17 protein-coding genes are annotated in these 22,422 nt (G+C 75.0%); 13 read left to right on the top strand and 4 right to left on the bottom strand.

The annotated features are described in order from the left end of the window. The first annotated feature begins 50 nt into the window (after window positions 1-50). From Ae331Ps2_RS03450 to Ae331Ps2_RS03420, 7 genes are all read left to right on the top strand, one after another. Window positions 51-626 carry a TetR/AcrR family transcriptional regulator gene (locus Ae331Ps2_RS03450; protein ID WP_075310755.1) on the top strand — a complete coding sequence of 192 codons (576 nt, stop codon included), beginning with the start codon at window positions 51-53 and terminating at the stop codon, window positions 624-626. Continuing rightward, window positions 623-2,053 (top strand): DUF2252 domain-containing protein, encoded by a 1,431-nt coding sequence (locus Ae331Ps2_RS03445; RefSeq protein ID WP_020626926.1) that lies wholly within the window; start codon window positions 623-625, stop codon window positions 2,051-2,053. Before Ae331Ps2_RS03450 ends, Ae331Ps2_RS03445 begins: the two co-directional genes overlap by 4 nt. A gap of 11 nt (window positions 2,054-2,064) precedes the next feature. Continuing rightward, window positions 2,065-2,319, top strand: a complete 255-nt coding sequence (locus tag Ae331Ps2_RS03440; RefSeq protein WP_020626927.1) for a hypothetical protein — start codon at window positions 2,065-2,067, stop codon at window positions 2,317-2,319. After that, complete coding sequence (locus Ae331Ps2_RS03435; protein WP_075310757.1) at window positions 2,306-2,785, top strand: DUF5130 family protein; 480 nt, start codon at window positions 2,306-2,308, stop codon at window positions 2,783-2,785. Before Ae331Ps2_RS03440 ends, Ae331Ps2_RS03435 begins: the two co-directional genes overlap by 14 nt. Window positions 2,786-2,866: 81 nt before the next feature. Continuing rightward, entirely contained in the window at window positions 2,867-3,538 is a 672-nt protein-coding gene (locus Ae331Ps2_RS03430; protein WP_075310759.1) for a response regulator transcription factor, read from the top strand. 101 nt (window positions 3,539-3,639) lie between these two features. Next, window positions 3,640-5,202, top strand: a complete 1,563-nt coding sequence (locus Ae331Ps2_RS03425) for a sensor histidine kinase KdpD (RefSeq protein ID WP_075310760.1) — start codon at window positions 3,640-3,642, stop codon at window positions 5,200-5,202. Window positions 5,203-5,369: 167 nt separating this feature from the next. Continuing rightward, window positions 5,370-5,693: a hypothetical protein gene (locus Ae331Ps2_RS03420; protein ID WP_075310761.1), complete on the top strand. Its 324-nt coding sequence runs from the start codon at window positions 5,370-5,372 to the stop codon at window positions 5,691-5,693. Between the two features lie 63 nt (window positions 5,694-5,756). Here the strand turns inward: Ae331Ps2_RS03420 and pepN are convergent, their stop codons facing one another. After that, window positions 5,757-8,363, bottom strand: coding sequence for an aminopeptidase N (gene pepN, locus Ae331Ps2_RS03415; protein WP_075310762.1), 2,607 nt, complete (start codon window positions 8,361-8,363; stop codon window positions 5,757-5,759). A 99-nt stretch (window positions 8,364-8,462) separates the two neighbouring features. On the opposite strand from pepN, the gene Ae331Ps2_RS03410 reads away from it, so the two are divergent. The 3 genes from Ae331Ps2_RS03410 to Ae331Ps2_RS03400 all read left to right on the top strand — a co-directional run bounded on the left by Ae331Ps2_RS03410 (window position 8,463) and on the right by Ae331Ps2_RS03400 (window position 12,423). Continuing rightward, window positions 8,463-9,089, top strand: a complete 627-nt coding sequence (locus Ae331Ps2_RS03410) for a DsbA family protein (RefSeq protein ID WP_043281316.1) — start codon at window positions 8,463-8,465, stop codon at window positions 9,087-9,089. 159 nt (window positions 9,090-9,248) lie between these two features. Beyond that, window positions 9,249-10,721 (top strand): transglycosylase family protein, encoded by a 1,473-nt coding sequence (locus tag Ae331Ps2_RS03405; RefSeq protein WP_075310764.1) that lies wholly within the window; start codon window positions 9,249-9,251, stop codon window positions 10,719-10,721. Between the two features lie 139 nt (window positions 10,722-10,860). Continuing rightward, on the top strand, window positions 10,861-12,423 hold the full coding sequence (locus Ae331Ps2_RS03400) for a serine/threonine-protein kinase (protein WP_075310766.1): 1,563 nt from the start codon (window positions 10,861-10,863) through the stop codon (window positions 12,421-12,423). 27 nt (window positions 12,424-12,450) lie between these two features. On the opposite strand, the gene Ae331Ps2_RS03395 is transcribed toward Ae331Ps2_RS03400, so the two are convergent. Beyond that, complete coding sequence (locus Ae331Ps2_RS03395) at window positions 12,451-14,310, bottom strand: prolyl oligopeptidase family serine peptidase (protein WP_075310768.1); 1,860 nt, start codon at window positions 14,308-14,310, stop codon at window positions 12,451-12,453. A gap of 256 nt (window positions 14,311-14,566) precedes the next feature. Between Ae331Ps2_RS03395 and xylA the strand changes: the two genes are divergently transcribed. Together xylA and Ae331Ps2_RS03385 are read left to right on the top strand one after the other, a co-directional pair. Further along, on the top strand, window positions 14,567-15,736 hold the full coding sequence (gene xylA / locus Ae331Ps2_RS03390; RefSeq protein ID WP_075310770.1) for a xylose isomerase: 1,170 nt from the start codon (window positions 14,567-14,569) through the stop codon (window positions 15,734-15,736). A gap of 5 nt (window positions 15,737-15,741) precedes the next feature. After that, window positions 15,742-16,914 carry an ROK family protein gene (locus Ae331Ps2_RS03385; protein ID WP_158071524.1) on the top strand — a complete coding sequence of 391 codons (1,173 nt, stop codon included), beginning with the start codon at window positions 15,742-15,744 and terminating at the stop codon, window positions 16,912-16,914. Between the two features lie 7 nt (window positions 16,915-16,921). Here the strand turns inward: Ae331Ps2_RS03385 and Ae331Ps2_RS03380 are convergent, their stop codons facing one another. Further along, on the bottom strand, window positions 16,922-19,507 hold the full coding sequence (locus Ae331Ps2_RS03380) for a carboxylate--amine ligase/circularly permuted type 2 ATP-grasp protein (protein ID WP_075310774.1): 2,586 nt from the start codon (window positions 19,505-19,507) through the stop codon (window positions 16,922-16,924). A gap of 169 nt (window positions 19,508-19,676) precedes the next feature. Here Ae331Ps2_RS03380 and Ae331Ps2_RS03375 point away from each other — a divergent pair, with 169 nt between their 5' ends. Further along, window positions 19,677-21,263: an MFS transporter gene (locus tag Ae331Ps2_RS03375; protein WP_075310776.1), complete on the top strand. Its 1,587-nt coding sequence runs from the start codon at window positions 19,677-19,679 to the stop codon at window positions 21,261-21,263. Between the two features lie 297 nt (window positions 21,264-21,560). Here the strand turns inward: Ae331Ps2_RS03375 and Ae331Ps2_RS03370 are convergent, their stop codons facing one another. Continuing rightward, window positions 21,561-22,409 carry an MBL fold metallo-hydrolase gene (locus Ae331Ps2_RS03370; protein WP_075310778.1) on the bottom strand — a complete coding sequence of 283 codons (849 nt, stop codon included), beginning with the start codon at window positions 22,407-22,409 and terminating at the stop codon, window positions 21,561-21,563. Window positions 22,410-22,422: the final 13 nt, after the last annotated feature.

Below are 22,422 nucleotides of genomic sequence, written 5' to 3'. Positions count from 1 at the left end.
GCTACGATATGGAGGACCACCCCGTTTTGTCGAGCAGTCCGGGAGACCCCATGCCGCGCGACGCCACGGCCACCCCACGGGCCGACCGCCTCCGCAACCGGGAACGCCTGCTCAGAGCCGCGATGGAGGTCGTCGCGCGGGACGGTGCCCAGGCGTCGATGGAGGAGATCGCCCGCCGGGCGGGTGTCGGGTCGGCGACCATGCACCGGCACTTCGCCTCCCGCAGGGTGCTGCTCGAGGCGGTGTTCGCCGACGGCGTCGACACGCTCTGCGCCCGGGCCGAGGCGCTCTGCCGCGCCGAGCCCGCCACCGCGCTGTGGGTCTGGCTCGACGAGTTCGTCCAGTACGTGGCGTCCGCCCGGGGCATGGTCGAGGTCCTGCTCGCCGAGCCGTCCCCGGAGGCCCCCGTGTGCCACAGCGACCGGGTGTGTGCCGCCGCCCACCCGCTGGTCGCCGCTGCGGCGGCCGCGGGTGGTCTGCATCCCGACGCCCGCCCCGAGGACGTCGTCGCCCTCACCGCGGCCGTGTCCACGGCCGCGGGAGAGGACCCGGCTGCCGCACGGAGGCTGCTGCAGTTGACCGTGGAGGGGCTGCGGACGTCCGGCTGCGGTAGAACGCAGGCGTGACCTCCCACCCCGTCCTCGCCGGATCGGACCGCGCGGCCTTCGACTCGCTGCAGCGGGCCTCGACGCCACGCGCGGAGCGCTACCGCATCGGGAAGGGCCTGCGGAAGGTCGCGCCCCGGTCCGGGCTCGCCACGTGGTCGGCGGACGTGCGTCGGGCCGACCCGGTGGACGTCGTCGAGGCGCAGAACGCGGGGCGCGTGCACGAGCTCGTCCCGCTGCGGATCCAGCGGATGACCGCCTCGCCGCACGCGTTCCTGCGCGGCGCCGCCGCCCTGCACGCCGCGGACTTCGCGGTGCTGCCCGAGACCGGCGTGCACCCCGTCATCTGCGGCGACGCCCATCTGGGCAACTTCGGCTTCTACGCCTCGCCCGAGCGCGACCTCGTCTTCGACCTCAACGACTTCGACGAGGCCCACCCCGGTGCCTGGGAGTGGGACCTGCGCCGGCTGGTGTCCTCCACCTGGGTCGCCGGCCGGGTCTCCGGCGCGACCGAGGAGCAGTGCGGCGAGGCCGTCACCCGCTGCGTGACCTCCTACGCCGAGCACCTGCGCCACCTCGCCGACGAGCCGCTGCTCGCCCGCTCGTTCGACGTCATGGACGTCGACACGCTGCGCTCGGACGCCGACCACGAGACCTCGCGCCGGGCCATCGACAAGGCCGCCGAGCGGGCGCGCCGGCGGACCAGCGACCGCGCGCTGCCCCGGTTCGTGACCGAGGAGGGCGGGGCGCGGCGGATCGTCACCGAGCCGCCGCTGATCACCCACCCCGACGACGAGCACACCGCGCGTATCCTGGCCGCCCTCGACGGCTACCTCACGACGCTGCCGCCGCACTGGAGCCGGATCCTCGGCGGCTACCACGCCGTCGACGTCGCCCACAAGGTCGTCGGGGTCGGCTCGGTCGGGCTGCGCGCCTACCTCGTGCTCTGCGAGGGCTCCAGCCCCGACGACGTGCTGTTCCTGCAGCTCAAGCAGGCGCGCCGGTCCGTCGTCGCGCCGTGGGTGCACGGCGGCGAGGCGTGGCACGCCCACCAGGGGCAGCGGGTCGTGGAGTACCAGCAGGCCCTGCAGACCGTCTCCGACCCGCTCCTGGGCTGGACGACGATCAACGGCCGCCAGTACTACGTCCGCCAGTTCCGCGACATGAAGGGCGCGATCGTCCCCGACACCCTCGACGCCACCGCCCTGGCCGACTACGCCGACGTCTGCGGCAAGCTGCTCGCCAAGGGGCACGCCCGCACCTCGGGAGCGTCGATGATCGCCGGCTACCTGGGCAAGGGCGGCAAGGTGGCCGGGGCGCTGACGACCTTCGCCAGGGCCTACGCCGACCAGACCGAAGCCGATCATGACGCACTGGTCCGCGCGGTGCGGTCCGGGCGGCTGTCGGATCGGACACCTGAGCAGGTGCCGGGCACGGCCATCGGCTAGGTTCTGGCCCCGTGACCGTCGTCGAAACCCTGCTGGTCTTCGTGGTCGCGCCGGCTGTCCTCTACTTCGCGATCTGGGGCTGGATCGCGATGCGGAACCGGAGCAACCGCCCCCGCTACCACGCGGGTGACCCCTGGCCGTACGAGCCGCTGTTCTGGATCGCCGAGCCGTCCGGCGCGGGGCACCACGCCGCGCACGCCGGACACGGCGACACCGCCCCGTCCGAGGGCGGCGACACCCGAGGAGGTACCGGTGGCAAGTGGTGACCTCGCCGTCTTCACCGGCAACGAGGAGGATCCGCCCGAAGGGGCGGTCGTCACGAACTCCGGCCGCCTCTCGGTGGCCGAGAACTTCGTCGAGCCGTCCGCTGCCGCGCACCCGTTCACCCCGGTGCAGCTGACCCGCCTGGACGAGGCCCTCTACCTGGCCAGCCGCGAGACCGGTCTGCGGTTCGCGCTGTACCTGGGCGATCTGGGCTCGGACGCGCGGGCGACCGCGGTCGACCTGCACGGGCGCATCGACCACCACGACGACGCGGTGCTCGTCGCCGTGAGCCCTGAGCAGCGCCTGCTGGAGATCGTCACCGGTGCCGAGGCGAAGGTCCGCCTCCCCGACCGCGGCGCCAAGCTCGCTCTCATGAGCATGGTCGCCTCCTTCAAGGAGGGCGATCTGTTCGGTGGGATCCTGTCCGGGCTGAGGATGCTGGCGGACCAGGCCGGAAGCCGCCCCTGAACCGGAGGGCACCCGTGGGCCACCACGATCGGTGTCACGGCTCTAAGGTGTCAGCATGTCGCGTAGTGGGAGGACCGAGCGGTGACCGGGCCCACCGGCAGCCCGATCCTGATCGTCGACGACCACGAGCTGGTGGGGTCCGCCCTCGCCCTCAACCTGCGCGCCGAGGGTGAGGACGCGACGTTCCTCCCGGTCCGCTCCGCGGCGGCCGTGCTCGAGCACACCCGGCGGGTCACGCCCGGGCTGATCGTGCTCGACCTCGACCTGGGGCGTGATCCGGAGGGCAACCGCATCGACGGGGTCCGGCTCGTCGGCCCCCTGTGCGAGGCGGGCTGGCGGGTGGTGGTGCTGTCGGGCAGCTCCGACGCCGGCCGGGTCGGCGCCGCCCTGGACGCGGGCGGGTTCGTGTTCGTGCCGAAGAACGCGCCGTTCCCGGCGCTGCTCAGCGCCATCCGCGAGGCCCACGCCGGGCGCTCGATCATGCCGCCGGGCCGCCGCGAGCAGTTCATCCGGCTGCACCGCGACCGGGAGCACGAGCGCCGCGACCTGCACGAGAAGCTGGGCAGGCTCACCCAGCGCGAGCGCGAGGTCCTCGCCCTGCTGGCGGGGGGCAAGCGGGCGCAGTCGGTGGCCGACCACTTCGTCGTCTCGCTGGCGACGGTCCGGACACAGATCCGCGCGGTGCTGACCAAGCTGGAGGTCGGCTCCCAGCTGGAGGTCGTCGCGTTGTACCGCAAGGCCGCCGGAATCTGACCCGTTCGGCCCTCGGCGCCGCCGCCGGGGGCCACCGAGAATGACGAGTCCTATCATCGCGTTCTCAACCAGTCCGGCGACATCTGCAGAGCGGAGACGACGTGGCGTCCGGTGTCGTCGGCGAGGTCCTGGGGCCGCAGCGGCGGGCCCGGTTCCTGGCAGGTCACCTGACCGACGTGCTGGTCGTCGCGGTGATGACCGTCGTCGTGGTGGCCGTGAGCCGCCCCGCGGTCGTCGACGGCCGGGTCGACCTCTCCGACGCGACGGCGGTGCTCACCCTCGTCGCTGCCGCGGTCGGGTCAGCGGCGGCGATCGTCGCGCTGGTGACGGGCCGGCTGTCCGGTGACCCCCGTCCGTCGTGGTTCGGGGCCGCCCTCCTGCTCTACGGCGTGGTGCTCCTTCCGCTGTCCGCGCTGGTCCTGCCCCAGTACCCGGCGGGCACCCCGCGGCTGGCCGTGCTGACCATGTTCGTGATCAGCCTGTGCATCCTGGTCGCCGGGCTCCGGCCGCCGCCGGTCCTCGGGGCCTGGGGTGGCTGGGCGCTGGCCGCGGTCGGTCTCGTCGTCGGCGGGGTCGTCGCGTTGCAGACGGAGAGTCCGTTCACCCGGATGCTGGCGACCTCGCCGCTGTACTCGGTCGTGGTGCAGAGCGGCTGGGCCCTGGTCGCGGTGCTGTTCCTGCTCGACGGCTACCGGCGCCCGAGCCGGGTCCGGGCCCGCATGGGGCTCGGCCTGCTGATCATCGCGGTGTCGCAGCTGTACCGGGCGATCGTGCCCGGCCAGGAGCCGATGGCCGGCCTGGTCTACCCGTCGCTGCGGGTGCTCGGGATGGGCGTCGTGCTCGCCGCGCTGCTGACCATGGCGCTGCGCACGGTGACCCGGATGCAGGACGACTACGACCAGCTCCAGGACACCCTCGGCGAGGCCTCGGCGCTGCTCGAACGGGCCACCGGCCAGACCGCCGAGCGCGACCACGAGCTGCGCAACGGGCTGGCAGGTCTGGCCGGAGCGGCGCAGCTGCTGACCACCCGCCCCGGCGGCGAGGACCCCCAGGTCGACCGGATGCGGGAGGCGGTGCTCGCCGAGCTGAACCGGCTGCGCCAGATGCTGCAGACCCCGGTCGCCGTCGACGACGCCGCGGCCGACCCGACGACCGGCCGGAGCGACGCCGCCCTGCTCGACTTCGGCCCGGCGTACGCCCCGGTCGCCTCCCCGCCGGGGGCGGACACCGGCGGCGAGCACGACGTCGGGGCGGCCCTGCGCACCCTGGTGGACCTGCGCGACGGCCGCTCCATCACCCTCGACACCCAGGACGACCTGCCCCCGGTCGCGGCGCCCGAGTCGCTGACCCGCCAGGTCGTGACGAACCTGCTGGCCAACTGCGACCGGCACGCGCCCCGGACCCCGGTGGTGGTGCGGGCCCGGCTCGCCGACGAGCCGGGGCTGGTGGCCGTCGAGGTCCGCGACCACGGCCCCGGCCTGCCCGGCGGGCAGGAGCAGCTCGAGATCGTCCGCGGGCGGCACGACGAGGCCGCCGGCGGCTCCGGGCTCGGGCTGCACATCAGCGCCCAGCTGGCTCAGGAGCACGGCGGCAACCTGGTGCTCCGTACGGTGCACGCACCCCGCGGCTGTCTCGCCGTACTCACACTTCCGGTGGCCCGCTGATCGGGTGATGCCGTGTCCGTGAGCTGCCGATCCGTCCACGGAAGGTCTATTCGTCGCTCCGAGCCATTCCCACGCGCCCCACGCGATCTCATACTGGTGACGCAGCGGCACGGTGCGATGACGCAATGGTCGTCCGCGCTGCCGTTCGCCGGCACGAAGGAGGTCACATGGCGCACGAGAACGACGGCACCGACCGCGGGACCCCCGCCGCCCCCACGGCCGCGGTCCTGACACCGCCGACGGGCCTGCAGCCCGTCCCGGCGCTGCCCCGGCCGCGCACCCCGTCCGAGCCCCGGACCCCGGCAGGTCCGCCGGCGCCCGCCGTACCGCAGGTGGGACTGTGCACCTGTGGCCACCCGGAGGAGGTGCACGAGCACTACCGCCCGGGCACCGACTGCGGCAGCTGCGGGCCGCGTGTCTGCGCGGGCTTCCGCTCCGCCGACGAACCGGCGCCGGCCAACCCCCTGAGGCGGTGGCTGCGCCGCCGCTGACCACACCCCGACACACGAACGGCGCCCCGGAAGCACGTGCTTCCGGGGCGCCGTTCGTGTGGGTCAGGGCTGCTGGACCGCGGTGGTCCGCTCCGGGTCCGGAGTGGCCTGACCGTCGAACTCGCGGGCGGCCAGCGCGCGCACGATCCCGGCGCGCCCCTCGGACACGAGCCGGCGCAGCGCCGCCGGCTTCGACTCGTCGGCGAGCCAGGCGTCCGCCGCCGCGACGGTCGGCTCCGCGACCGCCCAGGACGGGAACAGCCCGACGACGACGTTCTGCGCGAGCTCCGAGGTCCGGCGGGCCCACACGCCGTCGATCTCGTCGAAGTAGCGCCGCACGTAGCCGTCGAGCAGGCCGGGGTTCACCGTGGACAGCGCGGGGTGGGAGAACCCGGAGATCGCCGACTCGTTGATCGCGTTCGGGAGGGAGTCGTCGTGCACGGCGCGCTGCCACGCCCGCTCCTTGGCCTCCGCGGTCGGGATCAGCGCGCGGGCCCGCTCGGCCTGCCGCGCCCCGGTGGAGGTGGCGTCGCGCTCGGCCTCCTCGGCGATCTCGGTCTCGCCGGCCTTCCCGTGCGCGACGAGTGCGTGCAGCAGCCGCCAGCGCAGGTCGGCGTCGACGGTCAGGCCCTTCGGCACGTCGATGTCGAGCAGCCAGCCCTTCATCCGGTCCAGGGTGTTCTCCGGCAGCACCGACGCGGTCAGCGCGTTGACCACCGCCAGCTGGACGTCGGACCCGGGCGGGGCGGTGTCCAGGCGGAACCGCAGCGCGTCGGTCAGCAGCGGCCAGCCGCGGCCGTGCGCCCACTCCGGGGTGCAGTACGACGCCGTCGCGGTCTGGGCCTGCAGCAGGAGCCGCTGCACGACGCCGATCTCGGACTCGGTGTCGAACCCGCCGGCGACCAGGGTGACGAAGTCGCGGGCCTTCAGCTCGGCCTCGCGGGTCATCTCCCACGCGGAGGACCAGCACAGCGTGCGCGGCAGCGAGTCGGCGATGTCGCCGATGCGGTCCACCAGGGTCGCGAGCGAGCCCGGGTCCAGGCGCAGCGCGCAGTAGGTGAGGTCGTCGTCGTTGACCAGGACGAGCTTGCCGCGGGGCACCCCGACCAGGTCCGGGACGGGCGTGCGCTCGCCGGAGACGTCGAGCTCGACGCGGTGGGTGCGGACGAGCTTGCCGGTCTCCGGGTCGTCGTCGTAGACGCCGACGGCGATCCGGTGCGTGCGCAGCTCGCCGGCGCCCGGCCGGGCCCCGCCCTGCACGACGTCGAAGGAGGTGAACCTGCCGGCGTCGTCGATCTGGAACGACGGGCGCAGCAGGTTCAGGCCAGTGGTGCGCAGCCACTGCGCGCCCCAGTCCGACAGGTCCCGACCCGACGCCTTCTCCAGCGAGCCCAGCAGGTCGTCGAAGGTGGCGTTGCCCCAGGCGTGGGCGGCGAAGTAGTCGCGCAGCCCGGCGAGGAACGGTTCCAGCCCGACGTAGGCGACGAGCTGCTTGAGGACCGACGCGCCCTTGGCGTAGGTGATGCCGTCGAAGTTCACCTCGACGGCCTGCAGGTCCGGGATGTCCGCGGCGATCGGGTGCGTCGAAGGCAGCTGGTCCTGCCGGTAGGCCCACGACTTCTCGAGGTTCGCGAACGTCGTCCAGGCGCCGGTGTACTCGGTCGCCTCGGCCTGGCACAGCACGCTCGCCCAGGTCGCGAAGGACTCGTTGAGCCACAGGTCGTCCCACCAGCGCATGGTCACGAGGTCGCCGAACCACATGTGCGCCATCTCGTGCAGGATCGTCTCGGCGCGGCGCTCGTAGAGCGTGCGGGTCACCCGCGACCGGAAGACGTAGTCCTCCAGGAACGTGATCGCACCGGCGTTCTCCATCGCGCCCGCGTTGAACTCGGGGACGAACAGCTGGTCGTACTTGCCGAACGGGTAGGTCACGCGGAAGTTGCGGTGGTAGAAGTCGAAGCCCTGGCGGGTCTCGGTGAAGATCCGCTCGTGGTCCATGTGCGGGGCCAGCGAGGCACGGCAGTAGATGCCCAGCGGGATCTCGGCGTGCTCGTCGCGGTAGGTGTCGTGCCAGCTCGCGTACGGACCCGCGATCAGCGCCACCAGGTAGGTGGAGAGGATCTCGGTCCGTTCGAAGCGGTGGACCCCGCCCTCGACGGTCGCCGGCGCGTTGGAGATGACCTTCCAGTCCTCCGGCGCGGTCACGGTGAGGGTGTAGCGGGCCTTGAGGTCGGGCTGGTCGAAGCAGGGGAACAGCCGCTTGCAGTCGGCCGTCTCGAACTGCGAGTACAGGTAGACGGCCTGGTCGACCGGGTCGACGAAGCGGTGCAGGCCCTCGCCGGTGTTGGTGTAGAGGCCGGTCGCGACGATCGTCAGCTCGTTGTCGGCGGCCAGATCGGGCAGCGCGAGGTCGTCCTCCTCGGTCCAGCCCGAGACGTCGAGGTCGGCGCCGTTCAGGGTGGCCGAGGTGATGCCGTCGCCGACCCACTCGATCCAGGTGCTCCCGCCGGGCTCGGTGGCGGTGAAGCGCACCGTCGTGGTCACCGCGAACGTCCGCTCGGAGGGGGCTCCGGCGCCGTCGGTCAGGTCGATCGTGACGTCGTAGGTCGACACGTCGAGCAGCGCGGCGCGCTCCTCGGCCTGGGTACGGGTGAGGTTGGGCGGGGTCACGTAGGTCCTCTCCGGGGAGTGGTGTCGTCCGGCATCCAATCACGGTGGGCGCGGCGCGGTCCGAGGAATCGGGGGCGCGTGGCGTGCGTTGTGCCGTACATGACGACTGCTGCTGCTGACGGCAAGGCCCGCATCGACATCTGGTTCGACCCGCTGTGTCCCTGGGCGTGGCTGACCTCCCGCTGGGTGCTGGAGGTGGAGAAGGTCCGTGACGTCGACGTCACCTGGCACGTGATGAGCCTGGCCGTGCTGAACGAGGGCCGTGACCTGCCCGAGCAGTACGTGGAGATGATGAAGAAGGCGTGGGGCCCGGTGCGGGTGTGCATCGCCGCCGCCGAGCAGCACGGCACCGAGGTGCTCGCGCCGCTCTACACCGCCCTCGGTGAGCGGATCCACAACCAGCAGAACAAGGACTTCGACGACGTCGTCGCCGGCGCGCTCAAGGAGGTCGGCCTGCCGGAGTCGCTGGCCGAGGCCGCGCACTCCACCGAGTGGGACGAGAAGCTGCGCGCCAGCCACCACGAGGGCATGGACCCGGTGGGTCTCGACGTCGGCACCCCGACGATCCACGTCGACGGCGTGGCGTTCTTCGGGCCGGTCATCTCCCGGGTCCCGAAGGGGGAGGACGCCGGCCGCCTGTTCGACGGCGCCCGGCTGCTGGCCGAGAACCCGCACTTCTTCGAGCTCAAGCGCACCCGCACCGAGGACCCGTCCTTCGACTACTGACCGGCTCCGGCGGGTGATCGCCGCGGCCGAGGGGACCGGTGCCGGATCCGGCACCGATCCGCTCACCGCCGGTGATCTCCGACGACGGCTGCTCGCGATCGCGAACGGGATGGCCCGTTCGGCCGTGGCGGGCCCCGCGGGGGCGCACAGTGCTCGGCCGTGGACACCTGGTTCTCGCGGCGGACGACGTCGGTGCTCGGGGCGGTGGCGCTGGTCGCCGGGACGCTCGCGGGCGGGCAGATCGCCGTCGGTGCGGTGCTGGAGCGTGGGGCACTCGCCGACGCGGTGCCCCGCACGTCGCTGAGCCCGTATTCCGACGGCGCGTTCACCGTGCGGGCGGCGGCGGTGGACAGCCGGGTCGACATCGCCGGGGCCGAGGACGGCTCCTACGTGCTCGGCCACACCCCGGCGGGCAGCGACGTCGTCCTCGACCTCGACCTGCTCTCCGGCGACACCGCGCGCCCGTGGTGGGTGCAGCCCGCGACCGGGACGACCCTGGAGCTGGCCCAGCTGTCGAGCTCGGGGATCGCCCGGTTCCCGGTGCCGCAGGGCACGGGCGGGAGCGCCGACTGGGTGCTGGTGGTCGACGACGTCGCCGCCGGGTACGGCGCCCCCGACGCCGACGCCATCGCGCGGGCGGTGGGGGAGCGGGTGCGCGCCGCGGTGGCGGAGGCGGGGTCCGGTGCGGATCCGGACCGCGCCGGCTCCGGGGGCGGCTCGGACAGCGGCTCCGACAGCGGCTCCGGCGACGGCCCGGACGGCGGCGGCTCCGACGGGCCTGATCCGAGTGGTTCCCGCTCGGGCCGCTCCGGCTCGGACGACTCTGCCTCGCGCGGCTCCGGCTCGAACGGATCTGGCCCGGGCGGCTCCGGTTCGGACGGCGGTGTGGCGGACCCCGGCGGTTCCGGCCAGCGATCCGGCGGTAGCGCCGGTGACGGCCCGGCCTCGGGCTCCGAGCCGGAGGACCGCGACTTCGGCGGCTCCGGAGACTCCGGCCGCTCCCGCGACGACGATGGCTCGTCCGAGGGCGGGTCCGGAACCGACGGCTCCGGGTCCGGTCGCGACGACTCCGGTGGAGACAAGCCCAGTGGAGACAAGCCCGGCGGCGACAAGACCGGCGGCGACGACAAGTCCGGCGGCGAGAAGTCCGGCGGCGACGGCTCCGGCGGGAATGAGGCCAGCGGAGCGAAGGACAGCGGGACCGAGGACAGCGGGACCGAGGACAGCGGGACCGAGGACAGCGGGACCGAGGACAGCGGGGCCGAGGGCGGTGGAGGCGACAGCGGGACCCCGGCACCCCGAGCCCCGGCACCCCGGGCCCCGGCCCCGGAGCGGGAGGAGAAGAAGGAACCGACGCCGTCGTCGTCGGCGAAGGCGGCCGACGGCACCTGGGACCGGTTGGCGCAGTGCGAGTCCTCCGGCGACTGGGCCATCTCGACCGGGAACGGCTACCACGGTGGTCTCCAGTTCGACAAGGGCACCTGGAGCGACTTCGGCGGCACGAAGTACGCCCCCACCGCCGACGGTGCGACCAAGGAGCAGCAGATCGAGATCGCGACCAAGGTCCGCGACGCCCGCGGTGGTTACGGATCGTGGCCGGCGTGTGCCAACAAACTGGGCCTTCCGAGGTGATCGGGCGTCCTGTGGTGTGGCGTACGGTTACTGGCTGCGGGACCGGTGGACGCGTAGGGTCCGTGGTCCCTCTCCCGGTCGTCCGCAGCACCTGCCCTGCCGACGGCGGCCCGGCCTCGATTCCCTACCCTTGGACCTCATGAGTTCGCCCACCCCCGACACGCCCCGGATCGGGAACCGCTACCGGCTCGACGAGCGGATCGGTGCCGGTGCGATGGGTGCCGTGTGGCGGGGGACGGACGAGCTGCTGAACCGGACGGTGGCGGTCAAGGAGCTGCTCGCGGCGGCGCTGCCGTCCGACGAGCAGCTGGAGGAGTCCCGCCAGCGGATCCTGCGTGAGGGCCGGATCGGTGCCCGCCTGCAGCACGCGCACGTGATCAGTATGTTCGACGTCGTCGTCCACGACGACCGTCCGTGGCTGGTCATGGAGTACCTGCCGTCGCGCTCGCTGGCCGCGGTCCTCGCCGAGAAGGGCCCGATCCCGCCGCGGGAGGCCGCCGCGATCGGCCGTCAGGTCGCCGACGGGCTGGCCGCCGCGCACACCGCCGGTGTCGTGCACCGTGACATCAAGCCGGGCAACGTCCTGATCGCCGAGGACGGCCGGGCCAAGATCACCGACTTCGGTGTGTCCCGCGCCGTCGACGACGTGCAGCTCACCCGCACCGGCGTCATCGCCGGCACGCCGGCGTTCCTCGCCCCCGAGGTCGCCCGCGGCCAGGAGCCGACGGCCGCCTCGGACATCTTCGCGCTCGGCGCGATGCTCTACGCCTCGGTCGAGGGCGAGCCGCCGTTCGGCCTCGACGACAACGCCTACGCCCTGCTCCACAAGGTCGCCACCGGCGCGATCACCCCGCCGCGGGAGGCGGGCCCGCTGACCGCGCTGCTGATGCGCCTGCTCGCCAACGACCCCGCCGAGCGGCCCAGCGCCGCCCAGGCCCGCGACGCGCTCGCCCGGATCGCCGCGGGCCAGTCCGTCGCCGGTCTCGCGACGCCGTCGACGGCGTCCGCGGTGATGGACACCGGTGACGCCGTGGCCGCGCCGCACGGGCTCGCCGCGCAGGGCGGCGGGACGGTCGTCGACGCCCCGGCCGTCCCCGCGCCGCAGGTCATCCCCGGTCCCGGGGGGCGCGGTGCCCGCCGGAAGGGTGCCCCCCGTTCCCGGGACGGGCGGGGCCGTCGCACCCCGGTCGTGCTGGGTGCGCTGGCCGTGCTGCTCGTCGTCGGCGGCGGTGTCGCGTTCGGCATCTACTCGACCAACCAGCAGCAGGGCACCCCGCCGGTGATCGCCGCCCCGCCGACGAGCGGGTCGCCGTCGCCGAGCGCGACCCCGACGACCACGCCCGCGCCGACCACCTCCGCGACGCCGACGCCCACGCCGACCACCGGCACCGGGCAGGTGCAGGACCCGGTCTCGTTCGTGCAGAACTACTACCGGATGCTGCCCGACGACATCGACGGCGCGTTCGCGATGCTCAGCCCGCAGGCACAGGCCCAGAGCCAGGGCATCCAGGGCTTCCGGTCCTTCTACAGCACCGTGCGCAACGTCTACGCCGAGAACCTGCGCAACGCCGGCCCGAACACGGTCACCGCGACCGTCGTGTTCATGCGCAACGACGGCACGACGACCCGGGAGAACTACCGGTTCGTCGTCGGCACCAACAGCGAGGGCCAGGAGATCCTGCAGTCGTTCAGCACGGCCTGACCCGCTCGGCCGGGCCGGGGCGCCCGTTCAGCCACGGGCCGTCGTCGCGGTCACGAAGTCCACGATCCGGGCGTTCGCCGCGGCCCGGGTGTGCCGGTCGTGCACCTCGTGGCCCTCGTCCGGGATGCGCAGCAACTCCACCGGGGCGCCGCGCCCGGCCAGCGCCGCGTGGATCGCGAGCGCCTGCGAGAGCGGGACGTTCGTGTCGTGCTCGCCGTGCACGACCAGCAGCGGCACGGCGATCCGGTCCGCCGTCCGCAGCGGGGACAGCTCCTCCAGCAACGCGCGGTCCCGGTCCGGGTTCCCGTACTCGGTCGTCGCGGGACCGCTGATCCAGGGCTCGGAGTCGGCGAAGAAGGCGGCCATGTCGGACATGCCGCACACGTCGACGCCGGCCGCGAACAGCTCCGGGAACCGGGTCAGCGCGGCGAGGGTGAGGAACCCGCCGTAGGACCGGCCGCCGACGACGATCCGGCGCGGGTCGACGTCGGGCACCCCGGCCAGGAGCCGGGTCGCGGCCCGCACGTCGGCGATCGACTCCGGCCGCAGCGGGCCGTCGTCGAGCCGGGCGAAGGCCCGCCCCCGCCCGGAGGAGCCGCGCACGTTCGGCGTGAGCACGGTGACCCCGGCGGCGACCAGCGCGTGCAGCAGGGGCGCCCAGCCGGGCCGCTCCTCGGACTCGGGGCCGCCGTGCAGCCAGACGAACCCCACCCCCGTCGGCGACGACGGCCGGTGCAGCCACCCGGCCAGCCGCAGCCCGTCCTCGGCGGGGAAGCCGACCGCCTCCGGGCGCGGGGGCCGGGGCGTCACCGGGGTCCCGCCGAGCAGCGGTGTGGCCGGGCGGGCGTCGAGCGGCAGCCGCACCACGTACGGCGGCACCCCCGGGGAGTGGCCCGCGACCAGCAGCGACACGCCGTCGCGGGCGAAGGTCACCCCGGTGACGACGTCGCACGGCGCGGGCAGTCGCTCCGGTCTCCCGCCGCGCAGGTCGGCGATCTCGACCTGGCTGCGCCCGCCGACGTTCCACACCAGCGCGGCCCGCGGGCCGCCCGGGTCCAGTGCCACGACCTCCAGGTCGGCGCCGGGCCGGACGGCGACCGGGCGCGCGGGGGACAGGCGGTGCTCGGCCGTGGGGCCGAGTGCGACGGCGAGCAGCGCGGCGTGCTCGCGGTCGGCGTCGGTGTGCACCCACAGCGTGCCGGGGGCGGAGCCGAAGCGGGCGGCGGCGGTCAGCGCACCGCCGGGCCCGCCGATCACCCGGTCCCGGGTGCCGCGGTGCAGGTCGACCAGCTCCAGGGCGCGCTCCCCACGACGCCCGGTGCGCAGCACGACCCGGCGGCCGTCCGCCGACACCGCCTGGACGACGGCCGCCTGCCCGGACCCGAGGACGGTGGAGGAGCCGTCACGCACGTCGACCAGGCAGGCGGTGCCGTCGCCCGGCTCGCTGCCGCGCGGTGTCGCGTCGGACAGCACGGTGACGCCGAGCGACCGTCCGGTCGGGGCCCAGGCCCCCAGCACGACGGCGGTGGCGTGCGTCGCGATCCCGACGGCCGGACCGCCGTCGGGGTCGAGCAGCGCCACCCGGGTGCGGTCGCCGCCGCACGGGGCGACCTGCACCGCGATCCGGCTGCCGTCGGGGGACCAGGACAGCGCCGTCACGTCGGCGTACGGGCCGGGCGCCGACAGCACCCGTGCCTCGTCCGGGTCGATGGGCCCGTCCGGCGGCAGCGTCGCGACGTGCACCCGTGGGCGCCCGGTGCGGTCGGAGATCCAGGCGATGCGGGTGCCGTCCGGGGACACCGCGGGGGAGTGGTGTCCGGGTGCGGCCCCGGCGCCGTCACGGTCGGGGACGGTCTGGGTGATCTGCCCGGTCTGCCCGGCCTCCACCGATCACACCCCCCGGTTCTGCCCTCGTGTCCTGCGGTTCCGCCTGGCCGGACGTCGAAACTACCCGGTGGGTCCGCGCCGGGTTCCACCTCACGTGCGCCGGGCCGCTCGTGCAAGACCCACAGCGTTTCGGGGTGATGACGACCACTACGGCGAACGAGGGATTCGTTCGTAGGTAAAACGAACAAACTCTGGACCGGGACGGGCCCCGGGAGCATGCTCGCCGGAGCCGGACCCCCACCTCCAGGAGCAGACGATGGCCGTCCCCGCCCCGACCCCCGCCGACAAGTTCTCCTTCGGACTGTGGACCGTCGGCTGGACCGCAGCCGACCCGTTCGGCTCGCCCACCCGCCCCGAGCTCGACGTGGTCGAGGCCGTCGAGGAGCTCGCCGCGCGCGGCGCGTGGGGCCTCACGTTCCACGACGACGACCTGTTCGGCTTCGCGCCGGACCCGGCCCACCGGGACCGGCAGATCGCACGCCTGCGGAAGGCGTGCGAGGCGACGGGCATGACCGTCCCGATGATCACCACCAACCTGTTCTCGCACCCGGTGTTCAAGGACGGCGGGTTCACCTCCAACGACCGCACCGTGCGGCGGCTCGCGCTGCGCAAGGTGCTGCACAACGTCGAGCTGGCCGCCGAGCTCGGTGCCCGCACCTTCGTCCTCTGGGGTGGACGGGAGGGCTCGGAGTACGACTCCGCGAAGGACGTCCGCGCCGCCCTGGACCGCTACCGAGAGGCCATGGACCTGCTCTGCGGGTACGTCCTGGAGCAGGGCCACGACATCCGGTTCGCGATCGAGCCCAAGCCGAACGAGCCCCGCGGCGACATCCTGCTGCCCACCGTCGGGCACGCCCTGGCCTTCGTCGAGCGGCTCGCCCACCCCGAGCTCGTCGGGGTCAACCCCGAGGTCGGGCACGAGCAGATGGCCGGGCTCAACATGGCCCACGGCGTCGCCCAGGCGTTATGGGCCGGGAAGCTGTTCCACATCGACCTGAACGGCCAGCGCGGCATCAAGTACGACCAGGACCTGGTGTTCGGCCACGGTGACCTGCTCAACGCCTTCGCGCTGGTCGACCTGCTCGAGACCGCGGGCTACGACGGCCCCCGCCACTTCGACTACAAGCCCTCGCGCACCGAGGACCGCCGTGGCGTGTGGGACTCCGCCGAGGCGAACATGCGGACCTACCTGCTGCTGCGTGAGCGGGCGGCCGCGTTCCGGGCCGACCCCGAGGTCGTCGCCGCGCTCGCCGAGGCCGGGGTGCCCGCGCTGTCCGAGCCGACGCTGGGGGCCGGGGAGACCGCGGCCGACCTGCTCGCCGACCCGGCGCTGGACACCGTCGACCCGGACGCGCTCGGCCGTCGCGGGTACGGCTTCGTCCGGCTGCACCAGCTCGTGGTGGAGCACCTCGCCGGAGCACGATGACCTCCGTGCCCGACCGACCGGCTCCCCGTGCCCAGTCCCTGCCCGCGCGTCCCCCGACGGTGCGCCGGCACAACCTCGGGCTGCTGCTGGGAGTCCTGCGGACGGCCCCGTCGTCGCGGGCCTCGCTCGCCGCGGCGACCGGGCTGACCCGCGGGACCGTCGCGGGGCTGCTGGACCCGCTGGTCGCCGCGGGGGTGCTCGCGGAGGGGGAGCCGGACCGGAGCGGGGTCGGGCGGCCCGGGACGCCGCTGGCGTTCGCCGGCACCGGGCCCGTCGTGCTGGCCGTGTCGGTCGAGGTCGACGGCGTCGACGCGCTGGTCACCGGCCTGGACGGGCAGGTGGTGCGTCGGTCGCGCCGGCGCCGGGACCACCGCGGCCTCGATCCGGACGCGGTGTTCGGGCGGGCCGCTCGGACCGTGGCGACCCTGGCCGCGCGCACCGGACGCCCGGTGGCCGGGGCCGGGATCGCCGTCCCCGGACCGGTGCACGGCTCCGACGGCGCGGCGGTGCTGCTGCGGGCCCCGAACCTGCCCCTGCTCGACGGCTGCCGCCCCGCCGAGCACACCGACGCGCTCGGCGGGGTGCCGCTGCTCGTCGGCAACGAGGCCTCGCTCGGCGCGCTCGCGCACCTGGGCCAGGCCGACGACTTCGTCTACGTCTCCGCCGACGTCGGGATCGGCGGCGGGATCGTCGTCGACGGGCGGGTGCTGCCCGGTGCCCGCGGCGTCGCCGGGGAGATCGGGCACGTCGTGATCGAGCGCGACGGGCGGCGCTGCGGCTGCGGCGGCACCGGCTGCGTCGAGGTCTACGCGGGCCTGCCCGCCCTGCTCGGCGACGCGGGCGTCGCCGACGTCGCCGCGCTGCGGACCGCCGCCCGCGCGGGGGACCCGGCCGCGACGGAGGCGCTGGCCCGGGCCGGCACCGCGCTCGGGACGGCGCTGACGTCGGTGCTCCACGTCGTCGACGTCGGCACCGTCGTCCTCGGCGGCAGCTACGCGGAGCTGGGCACCTGGCTGGCCCCCGCGGTGCGGGCGGAGCTGGTGCGGCGCGGTGTCGCGACCGGGCCGGACGTCGCGGTGGTCGTGTCCCCGCACGGCCGCGCGGCCACCGTCACCGGTACCGCCCGCGCCGTCGCCGACCGGGTGCTGGGCGAGCCGGACCTGCTGCTCGCCGGCTGAGCCGGCCTCAGGCCAGCACCCAGGTGTCCTTCGCCCCGCCGCCGCGCGAGGAGTTCACGATCATCCCGCCGGGCGGGGCGACCCGCGACAGCGCCGCGGGCAGCACGTCGACCTCGGGCACTCCGCCGGCACCGGGGGACTGCACCGCGAAGACCCGCAGGTCGACGGACTGGGGCTGCAGGGCACCGTCGGTGAACGTGGGGTGGGTGGAGATCCCGACGAGGTCCTGGGCGACCCAGCCGGCCGGGGTGGCCCGGATCGCCTCGGCCACCCGGTCCAGCTCGGCCCGATCGGCGTACGGGCCGATCACGATCCCGGCGCCGCCGTAGCCGTCGACGGGTTTGAGCACCAGCTGGTCGAGCCGGTCCAGGACCTGCTCACGGGCCGCCGGGTCGACGCAGGGCAGCGTCGGCACCGAGGCCAGCACGGGCTTCTCGCCGAGGTAGTAGCGGATCATCTCCGGCACGTAGGCGTAGACCAGCTTGTCGTCGGCGACGCCGTTGCCGGGCGCGTTGCGCAGCGCGACCCGTCCACGGGCCATCGCCGCCCACAGCGCACGACCGAGCGGCCGGTGGTCGGCGCCGCGGGCGGTGGCGAGCTCGTTCTCGTCCATCCGACGGTAGAGGGTGGTGATCCGGCGCCGCCGCCCGCCGCCGACGAGGAACACCGCGCCGTCGGTGACCTGCAGCCGCGCCGGGGTCACCAGCGGGACGTCCATCGCCTCGGCGAGCAGCTGGTGCTCGAAGAACGCCGGGTCCACCTCGCCCGCGGTCAGCAGCGCGGCCTCCCCGTCGGGCCCGTCGGGGTCGCCCGCCGCGAGCGCGGCGCGCAGCCGTTCCGGCACGTCGTCGAGGTGGCGGACCTCCGACGGCGACTCGAGGTCGGGCAGCACGCTGCGGATCAGCCGCCGGCTCATCATCGAGAACCCGATGCCCGACGGGACCCGCAGGTTGTCCTCCAGCACGACCCAGCCGTCGGCGTCGTCGCGGACCAGGTCGATGCCGCCGACGGCGATCCGGACGGCGTCCGGGGGCACCAGCGCGCCGGAGCGGGTGCGACCGGGGGCCTGCTCGACCACCGACCCCGGGACGACCCGGTCCCGCACGATCTCGCGGCGGCCGTAGACGTCGCGGACGAAGCACTCGAGCGCCCGGATCCGCTGCTCCAGCCCGGACGCCAGGTGCGCCCAGTCCTGGGCCTCGATGATCCGTGGCACCAGGTCCAGCGGGAACAGCCGCTCGCCGTCGTCGCCGGGCTCGACGCCGGGCACCGGGAAGGTCACCCCGCGGGCGCGCTGCTCGGTGCGCAGGGCGGCTTCCGCCGCGGCCAGGCCGCGCGGGCCGAGCCGCTCCAGGGACCGGAACAGCCAGCCGTAGCCGGGCCGGACGGCGCCGGTCGCGTCGACGGCCTCGTCGTAGCGGGGCGGGACGTAGCCGTGCAGCAGCTCCGGCGCGGACGGCACGGTCTCCGCGGGGGCCGACGGCGGCCGCTCGCCGTGCGTGCGTGCCAGCAGGTCGTCGACGACGTCGGCCAGCGAGCCGCGACGCCCGAAGGCCCGCCGCTGCGCCGCCGCGCCCGACCCGCGGGCCAGGACGCCCTCGGCGAGCTCGGCGACCTGGTCGTGGTCGCCGACCTCCTCCAGCCACGGCCGCAGCTCCTCGACCAGCCCGCGCAGCTGCATCGACGGGGAGCTCAGCGTCGGGGGACCGCCGGGGGCCCGGCCGATGTCGACGAGGTCGCCCTCCAGCCCGGACCGTGCGGCCCGCCACCCGGCCGCGCGCAGCAGTTCGTACCGGGCGCGGGGCAGCGGCCTGCCCGCCTCGGTGTCGGCGCGGGCGCGGGCGACCAGGGCACGGAACAGTCCCGCGACCAGCACGACGTCGTCGACGTCGGGGCAGGCGTCGCACAGTCGCAGCTCGACGGTCGGCAGGTGCGCGCTGGGGCGGACGTCGAAGTAGAGCATCCCGGCGTCGCTGATCGTCCCGGACGCGATGAGCTCGTCGATCATCGCGTCGTACTCGGCGGCGGTGGTGACGTCACCGGGTGGTCCCGCGGTGGGCCAGCGCTGCCAGATCATGCTGCGGTAGCTGGCGTAGCCGGTGTCGTGGCCGCGCCAGTACGGCGAGCTGGCGGTGATCGCGAGCAGGGTCGGCAGCGCGGGCGCGACCCGGCGCGAGACCTGCACGGCGGTGTCGCGGTCGGGGACGTCGACGTGCACCTGCACCCCGCAGATGTGCTGCTCGCGCACCAGCATCTGGTACTCGTGCTGCATCCGCTCGTAGCGGGCGCCGGCCGAGATGTCGTCGCCGGACAGGTCGACCAGCGGCACCGTCCCGGCCGCGACGACACCCAGCCCCAGCGGCTCGGCGGCCTCGCGCAGCCGGTTGCGCAGGCGTCGCACGTGGGCGCGCAGCTCGTCCAGCGACGGGGTCGCGGGCGAGTTGGTCTCGACCAGCGACCGTTGCAGCTCGGGGAAGAACTCCGCCCCGTCCAGGTGCTCCAGCAACCGTTCCGCGTCGGGCGCGGCCCGGCGGTCGGCCAGGCCGACCACGTGGAACTCCTCCTCGACCCCCACCAGCGGCACGTTCCCCACGGCCGGTGACGCTAGGTGGCTCCTGTTACGTCCGTGTGTCCCGCGGCGATCACGCCCGACACTGCGTCGGCCGCTGGGCCGGACGGCGGTACCGAATCGTCTGTCCGGACCAGTTTCCACTGGGTGTTTTCGCTAGCGTGTCCGGATCCGCCGACCCCACGGAGCCGCCATGACCGCCGGCCGCCGCGCGCGGGCCCTGGTCGCCCTGGTCCAGGTGCTCGGGCTCGCCGTGTGGTTCTCCGCGTCCGCGGTGCTGCCCGAGCTGCGCGCCGAGTGGAACCTGTCCGCGACGGCCGGGGTCTGGCTGACGACGTCGGTGCAGCTCGGGTTCGCCGCCGGCGCGGTGGTCTCGGCGGTGCTGACCCTCGCCGACCGGGTCCCGCCGCAGCGGTTGCTCGCGGCCGGCGCGGCCGCGGCCGCGGCGTGCACGCTGCTGCTCGCCGCCGTCGTCGACGGGCCGGTGGCGGCGCTGGTGCTGCGGACGCTGACCGGGGTGTGTCTCGCGCTCGTCTACCCGGTCGGCATGAAGATCATGACGTCCTGGTCGGATCGGTCGCGCCGGGCCCGCGACCTCGGCGTGCTGGTCGGCGCGCTGACCGTCGGGTCGGCGCTGCCGCACCTGATCGGTGGGCTGCCCGGGCTGCCGTGGCGCGGGGTGCTCGCCGGCGCCGCGCTGTGCGGGCTCGCGGCGGCCGCGCTGGCCCACTGGTGCCTGCGTCCCGGACCGGCGCTCGCCCCGGCCCCGCCCCCGGACACCGGCTACGCGCTGCGGCTGCTCCGGGAGCCCGGCCCGCGGCTGGTCGTGCTCGGCTACCTCGGGCACATGTGGGAGCTGTACGCGCTCTGGACCTGGCTGGGCGCCGCACTCGCCGGTGGCGACCCCGGCCCGTCGGAGCACCTGCTGGTGTTCGTGGCGGCCGGTCTGGGCGGCGCCGCCGGCTGCGTGCTGGGCGGCCGCGCCGCGGACCGCTACGGACGCGTCCCGGTGATCGCGACGGCGCTGCTGGTCAGCGGCGTCTGCTGCCTGGTGTCCCCCCTCGTGATCGGCGCGGCGCCCCTGCTGGTGAGTGCGTTCTGTGTGCTGTGGGGCACGGCCGCCGTCGCCGACTCCGCGGTCCTGACGACGGCGACGATCGAGATCGCCGACCCCCGCTACACCGGCACCGCCCTGACCGTGCAGACCGCGCTGGGGTTCCTGCTCACCGTCGCCGGGATCGCGACGGTCCCGGTGGTCGCGGCCGCGGTCGGATGGCAGGCGGCGCTCGTGGTGCTCGCCGTCGGCCCGGCGCTGGGACTGCCCGCGGTGCTCGGACTGCGCCGGCACCTGCCCGCCGCGCCGGCTCCTTCGGTCACCCCCTCGGCCGGCCCCGCCGCGGGCCTTCCGATGGGCCTGCCGACGGTCGAGCTCCCCCGGATCGCGACGGACGACCACCCGACCGCGCCGCTGCCCCGGGTGGTGGCCGGGCCGCCGACCGTGGAGCTGTACCGCCTGCGCCGGGCGGCGGGCGTGGAACCCGACCCGTCCGGTGTCGCCGGCCGAGTCGCGCGCGTGCTGTCCGACCGGTCCCGGGGCGCCGCCCCACCGGCTGCTGTCCAGCCGGTCGCTCCCCAGCCGAACGCAGCCCAGCCGAACGCAGCCCAGCCGGTCGCTCCCCGGCTCGACGGCGTCCCGCCCGACACGGCCCCGTCGGCCGCCCGCCGATCGGGGTGGGGCACCAGTGCGGCTCCGCGACGGCGGGACCGACCGGGCGAGTGACCCCGGAGCATCGGCAGGCAGGCCGCGGCGGCCACCGGGATCGCGGCGCCGGGGCGGAGCCCGCAACGGACCGCACCCGGCCGGTCGTGCAGGGATTCGCTTACCCGGTAAGCGAATCCACTCGAGGGGCGCCGTCACCCGAGGTCGGCGACCCCGAGCGGTGACGACCTGCACCATCGCTCCCGGCTCCCGGCTCCCGGCTCCCGGCTCCCGGCTCCCGGCTCCCGGCACCGCCCGGCTCTCGGCACCGCCCGGCTCCCGCGGCGTGATCGGCAGACCCTTGTTCTGCGAATTCGCTTACCCGGTAAGCGAATTCGCAGAGGGGACATCCGGAACCGCGGCACCGGAACCCCCGGCCGCCCGGGCGATCCGCCGCAGGTCCGTGTGCTGCGCTGCCGCCTCGTCGGGCGTCATCGGGTCGCCGTGCCCGGGCACGAACACCCGGGTGGCGACGGCCGAGGGTGCCGTGCCGACGTCGAGCAGCAGCCCCACGGCGGCCGCCCAGTCCCGGGGGTAGGCGTCCGGCCCGAACGACGGCGGCGCTCCGTTCTCCAGCAGGTCCCCGGCGAAGAGCACGCCCGCGTCGGGGACGTGCACCGCCAGGTCGTGTCCGGTGTGGGCGGGGCCGGGATGCACGAGCTGCACGACGCGTCCGCCCAGGTCGACCGGGTGCACCGAGCCGGCGCGGGGACAGACGGGGCGGTCGGGGAGCACCGGGACAGTGGCGGCGAGCGCGTCGGCCGTCGCGGCGGCGGTCGAGCCGCCTGTGCCCCCGGTGTCTCCGGAGTCGCGGTAGTGCCGGACCCAGTGGGCGCGCTGCGCGGCGGCCGTCGCCAGGAGCGCGCCGGCGCAGCCGGCCTGGGCGTACACCGGGGCGCCGGGGAACGCGGCGGTGCCGAAGCAGTGGTCGAAGTGTGCGTGGGTGAGGGCCACGACGACCGGCAGTGCGGTCACCGCACGCACCGCGGCGGCGAGCTCGGCGCCCTGGGCAGTGTCGCCGCGGGTGTCGATCACCAGCGCCGCGGAGGTGCCGAGCACGAGGCCGGTGGTCAGGTCCAGCTCGTCGTGCCGGCGAGCGAGCACACCGTCGGCGAGCTCCACCCAGCGCCCGTCCGCCCGCTGCCCGTCCGCCCGCTGCCCGTCCATCCGGTGATCCTCG

Source organism: Pseudonocardia sp. Ae331_Ps2 (genome assembly GCF_001932405.1).
Classification (GTDB): domain Bacteria; phylum Actinomycetota; class Actinomycetes; order Mycobacteriales; family Pseudonocardiaceae; genus Pseudonocardia.
Note: the sequence above shows the minus strand (reverse complement) of the source record. Positions and strands in the feature narration are given on the sequence as shown.

Bases quoted from the DNA above. Each gene is read 5' to 3' on its own strand.
- Ae331Ps2_RS03450 (WP_075310755.1), top strand. From the start codon at position 51: ATGCCGCGCGACGCCACGGCCACCCCACGGGCCGACCGCCTCCGCAAC.
- Ae331Ps2_RS03420 (WP_075310761.1), top strand. From the start codon at position 5,370: ATGGCGCACGAGAACGACGGCACCGACCGCGGGACCCCCGCCGCCCCC.
- Ae331Ps2_RS03410 (WP_043281316.1), top strand. From the start codon at position 8,463: ATGACGACTGCTGCTGCTGACGGCAAGGCCCGCATCGACATCTGGTTC.
- Ae331Ps2_RS03400 (WP_075310766.1), top strand. From the start codon at position 10,861: ATGAGTTCGCCCACCCCCGACACGCCCCGGATCGGGAACCGCTACCGG.
- xylA (WP_075310770.1), top strand. From the start codon at position 14,567: ATGGCCGTCCCCGCCCCGACCCCCGCCGACAAGTTCTCCTTCGGACTG.
- Ae331Ps2_RS03375 (WP_075310776.1), top strand. From the start codon at position 19,677: ATGACCGCCGGCCGCCGCGCGCGGGCCCTGGTCGCCCTGGTCCAGGTG.
- Ae331Ps2_RS03370 (WP_075310778.1), bottom strand. From the start codon at position 22,409: ATGGACGGGCAGCGGGCGGACGGGCAGCGGGCGGACGGGCGCTGGGTG.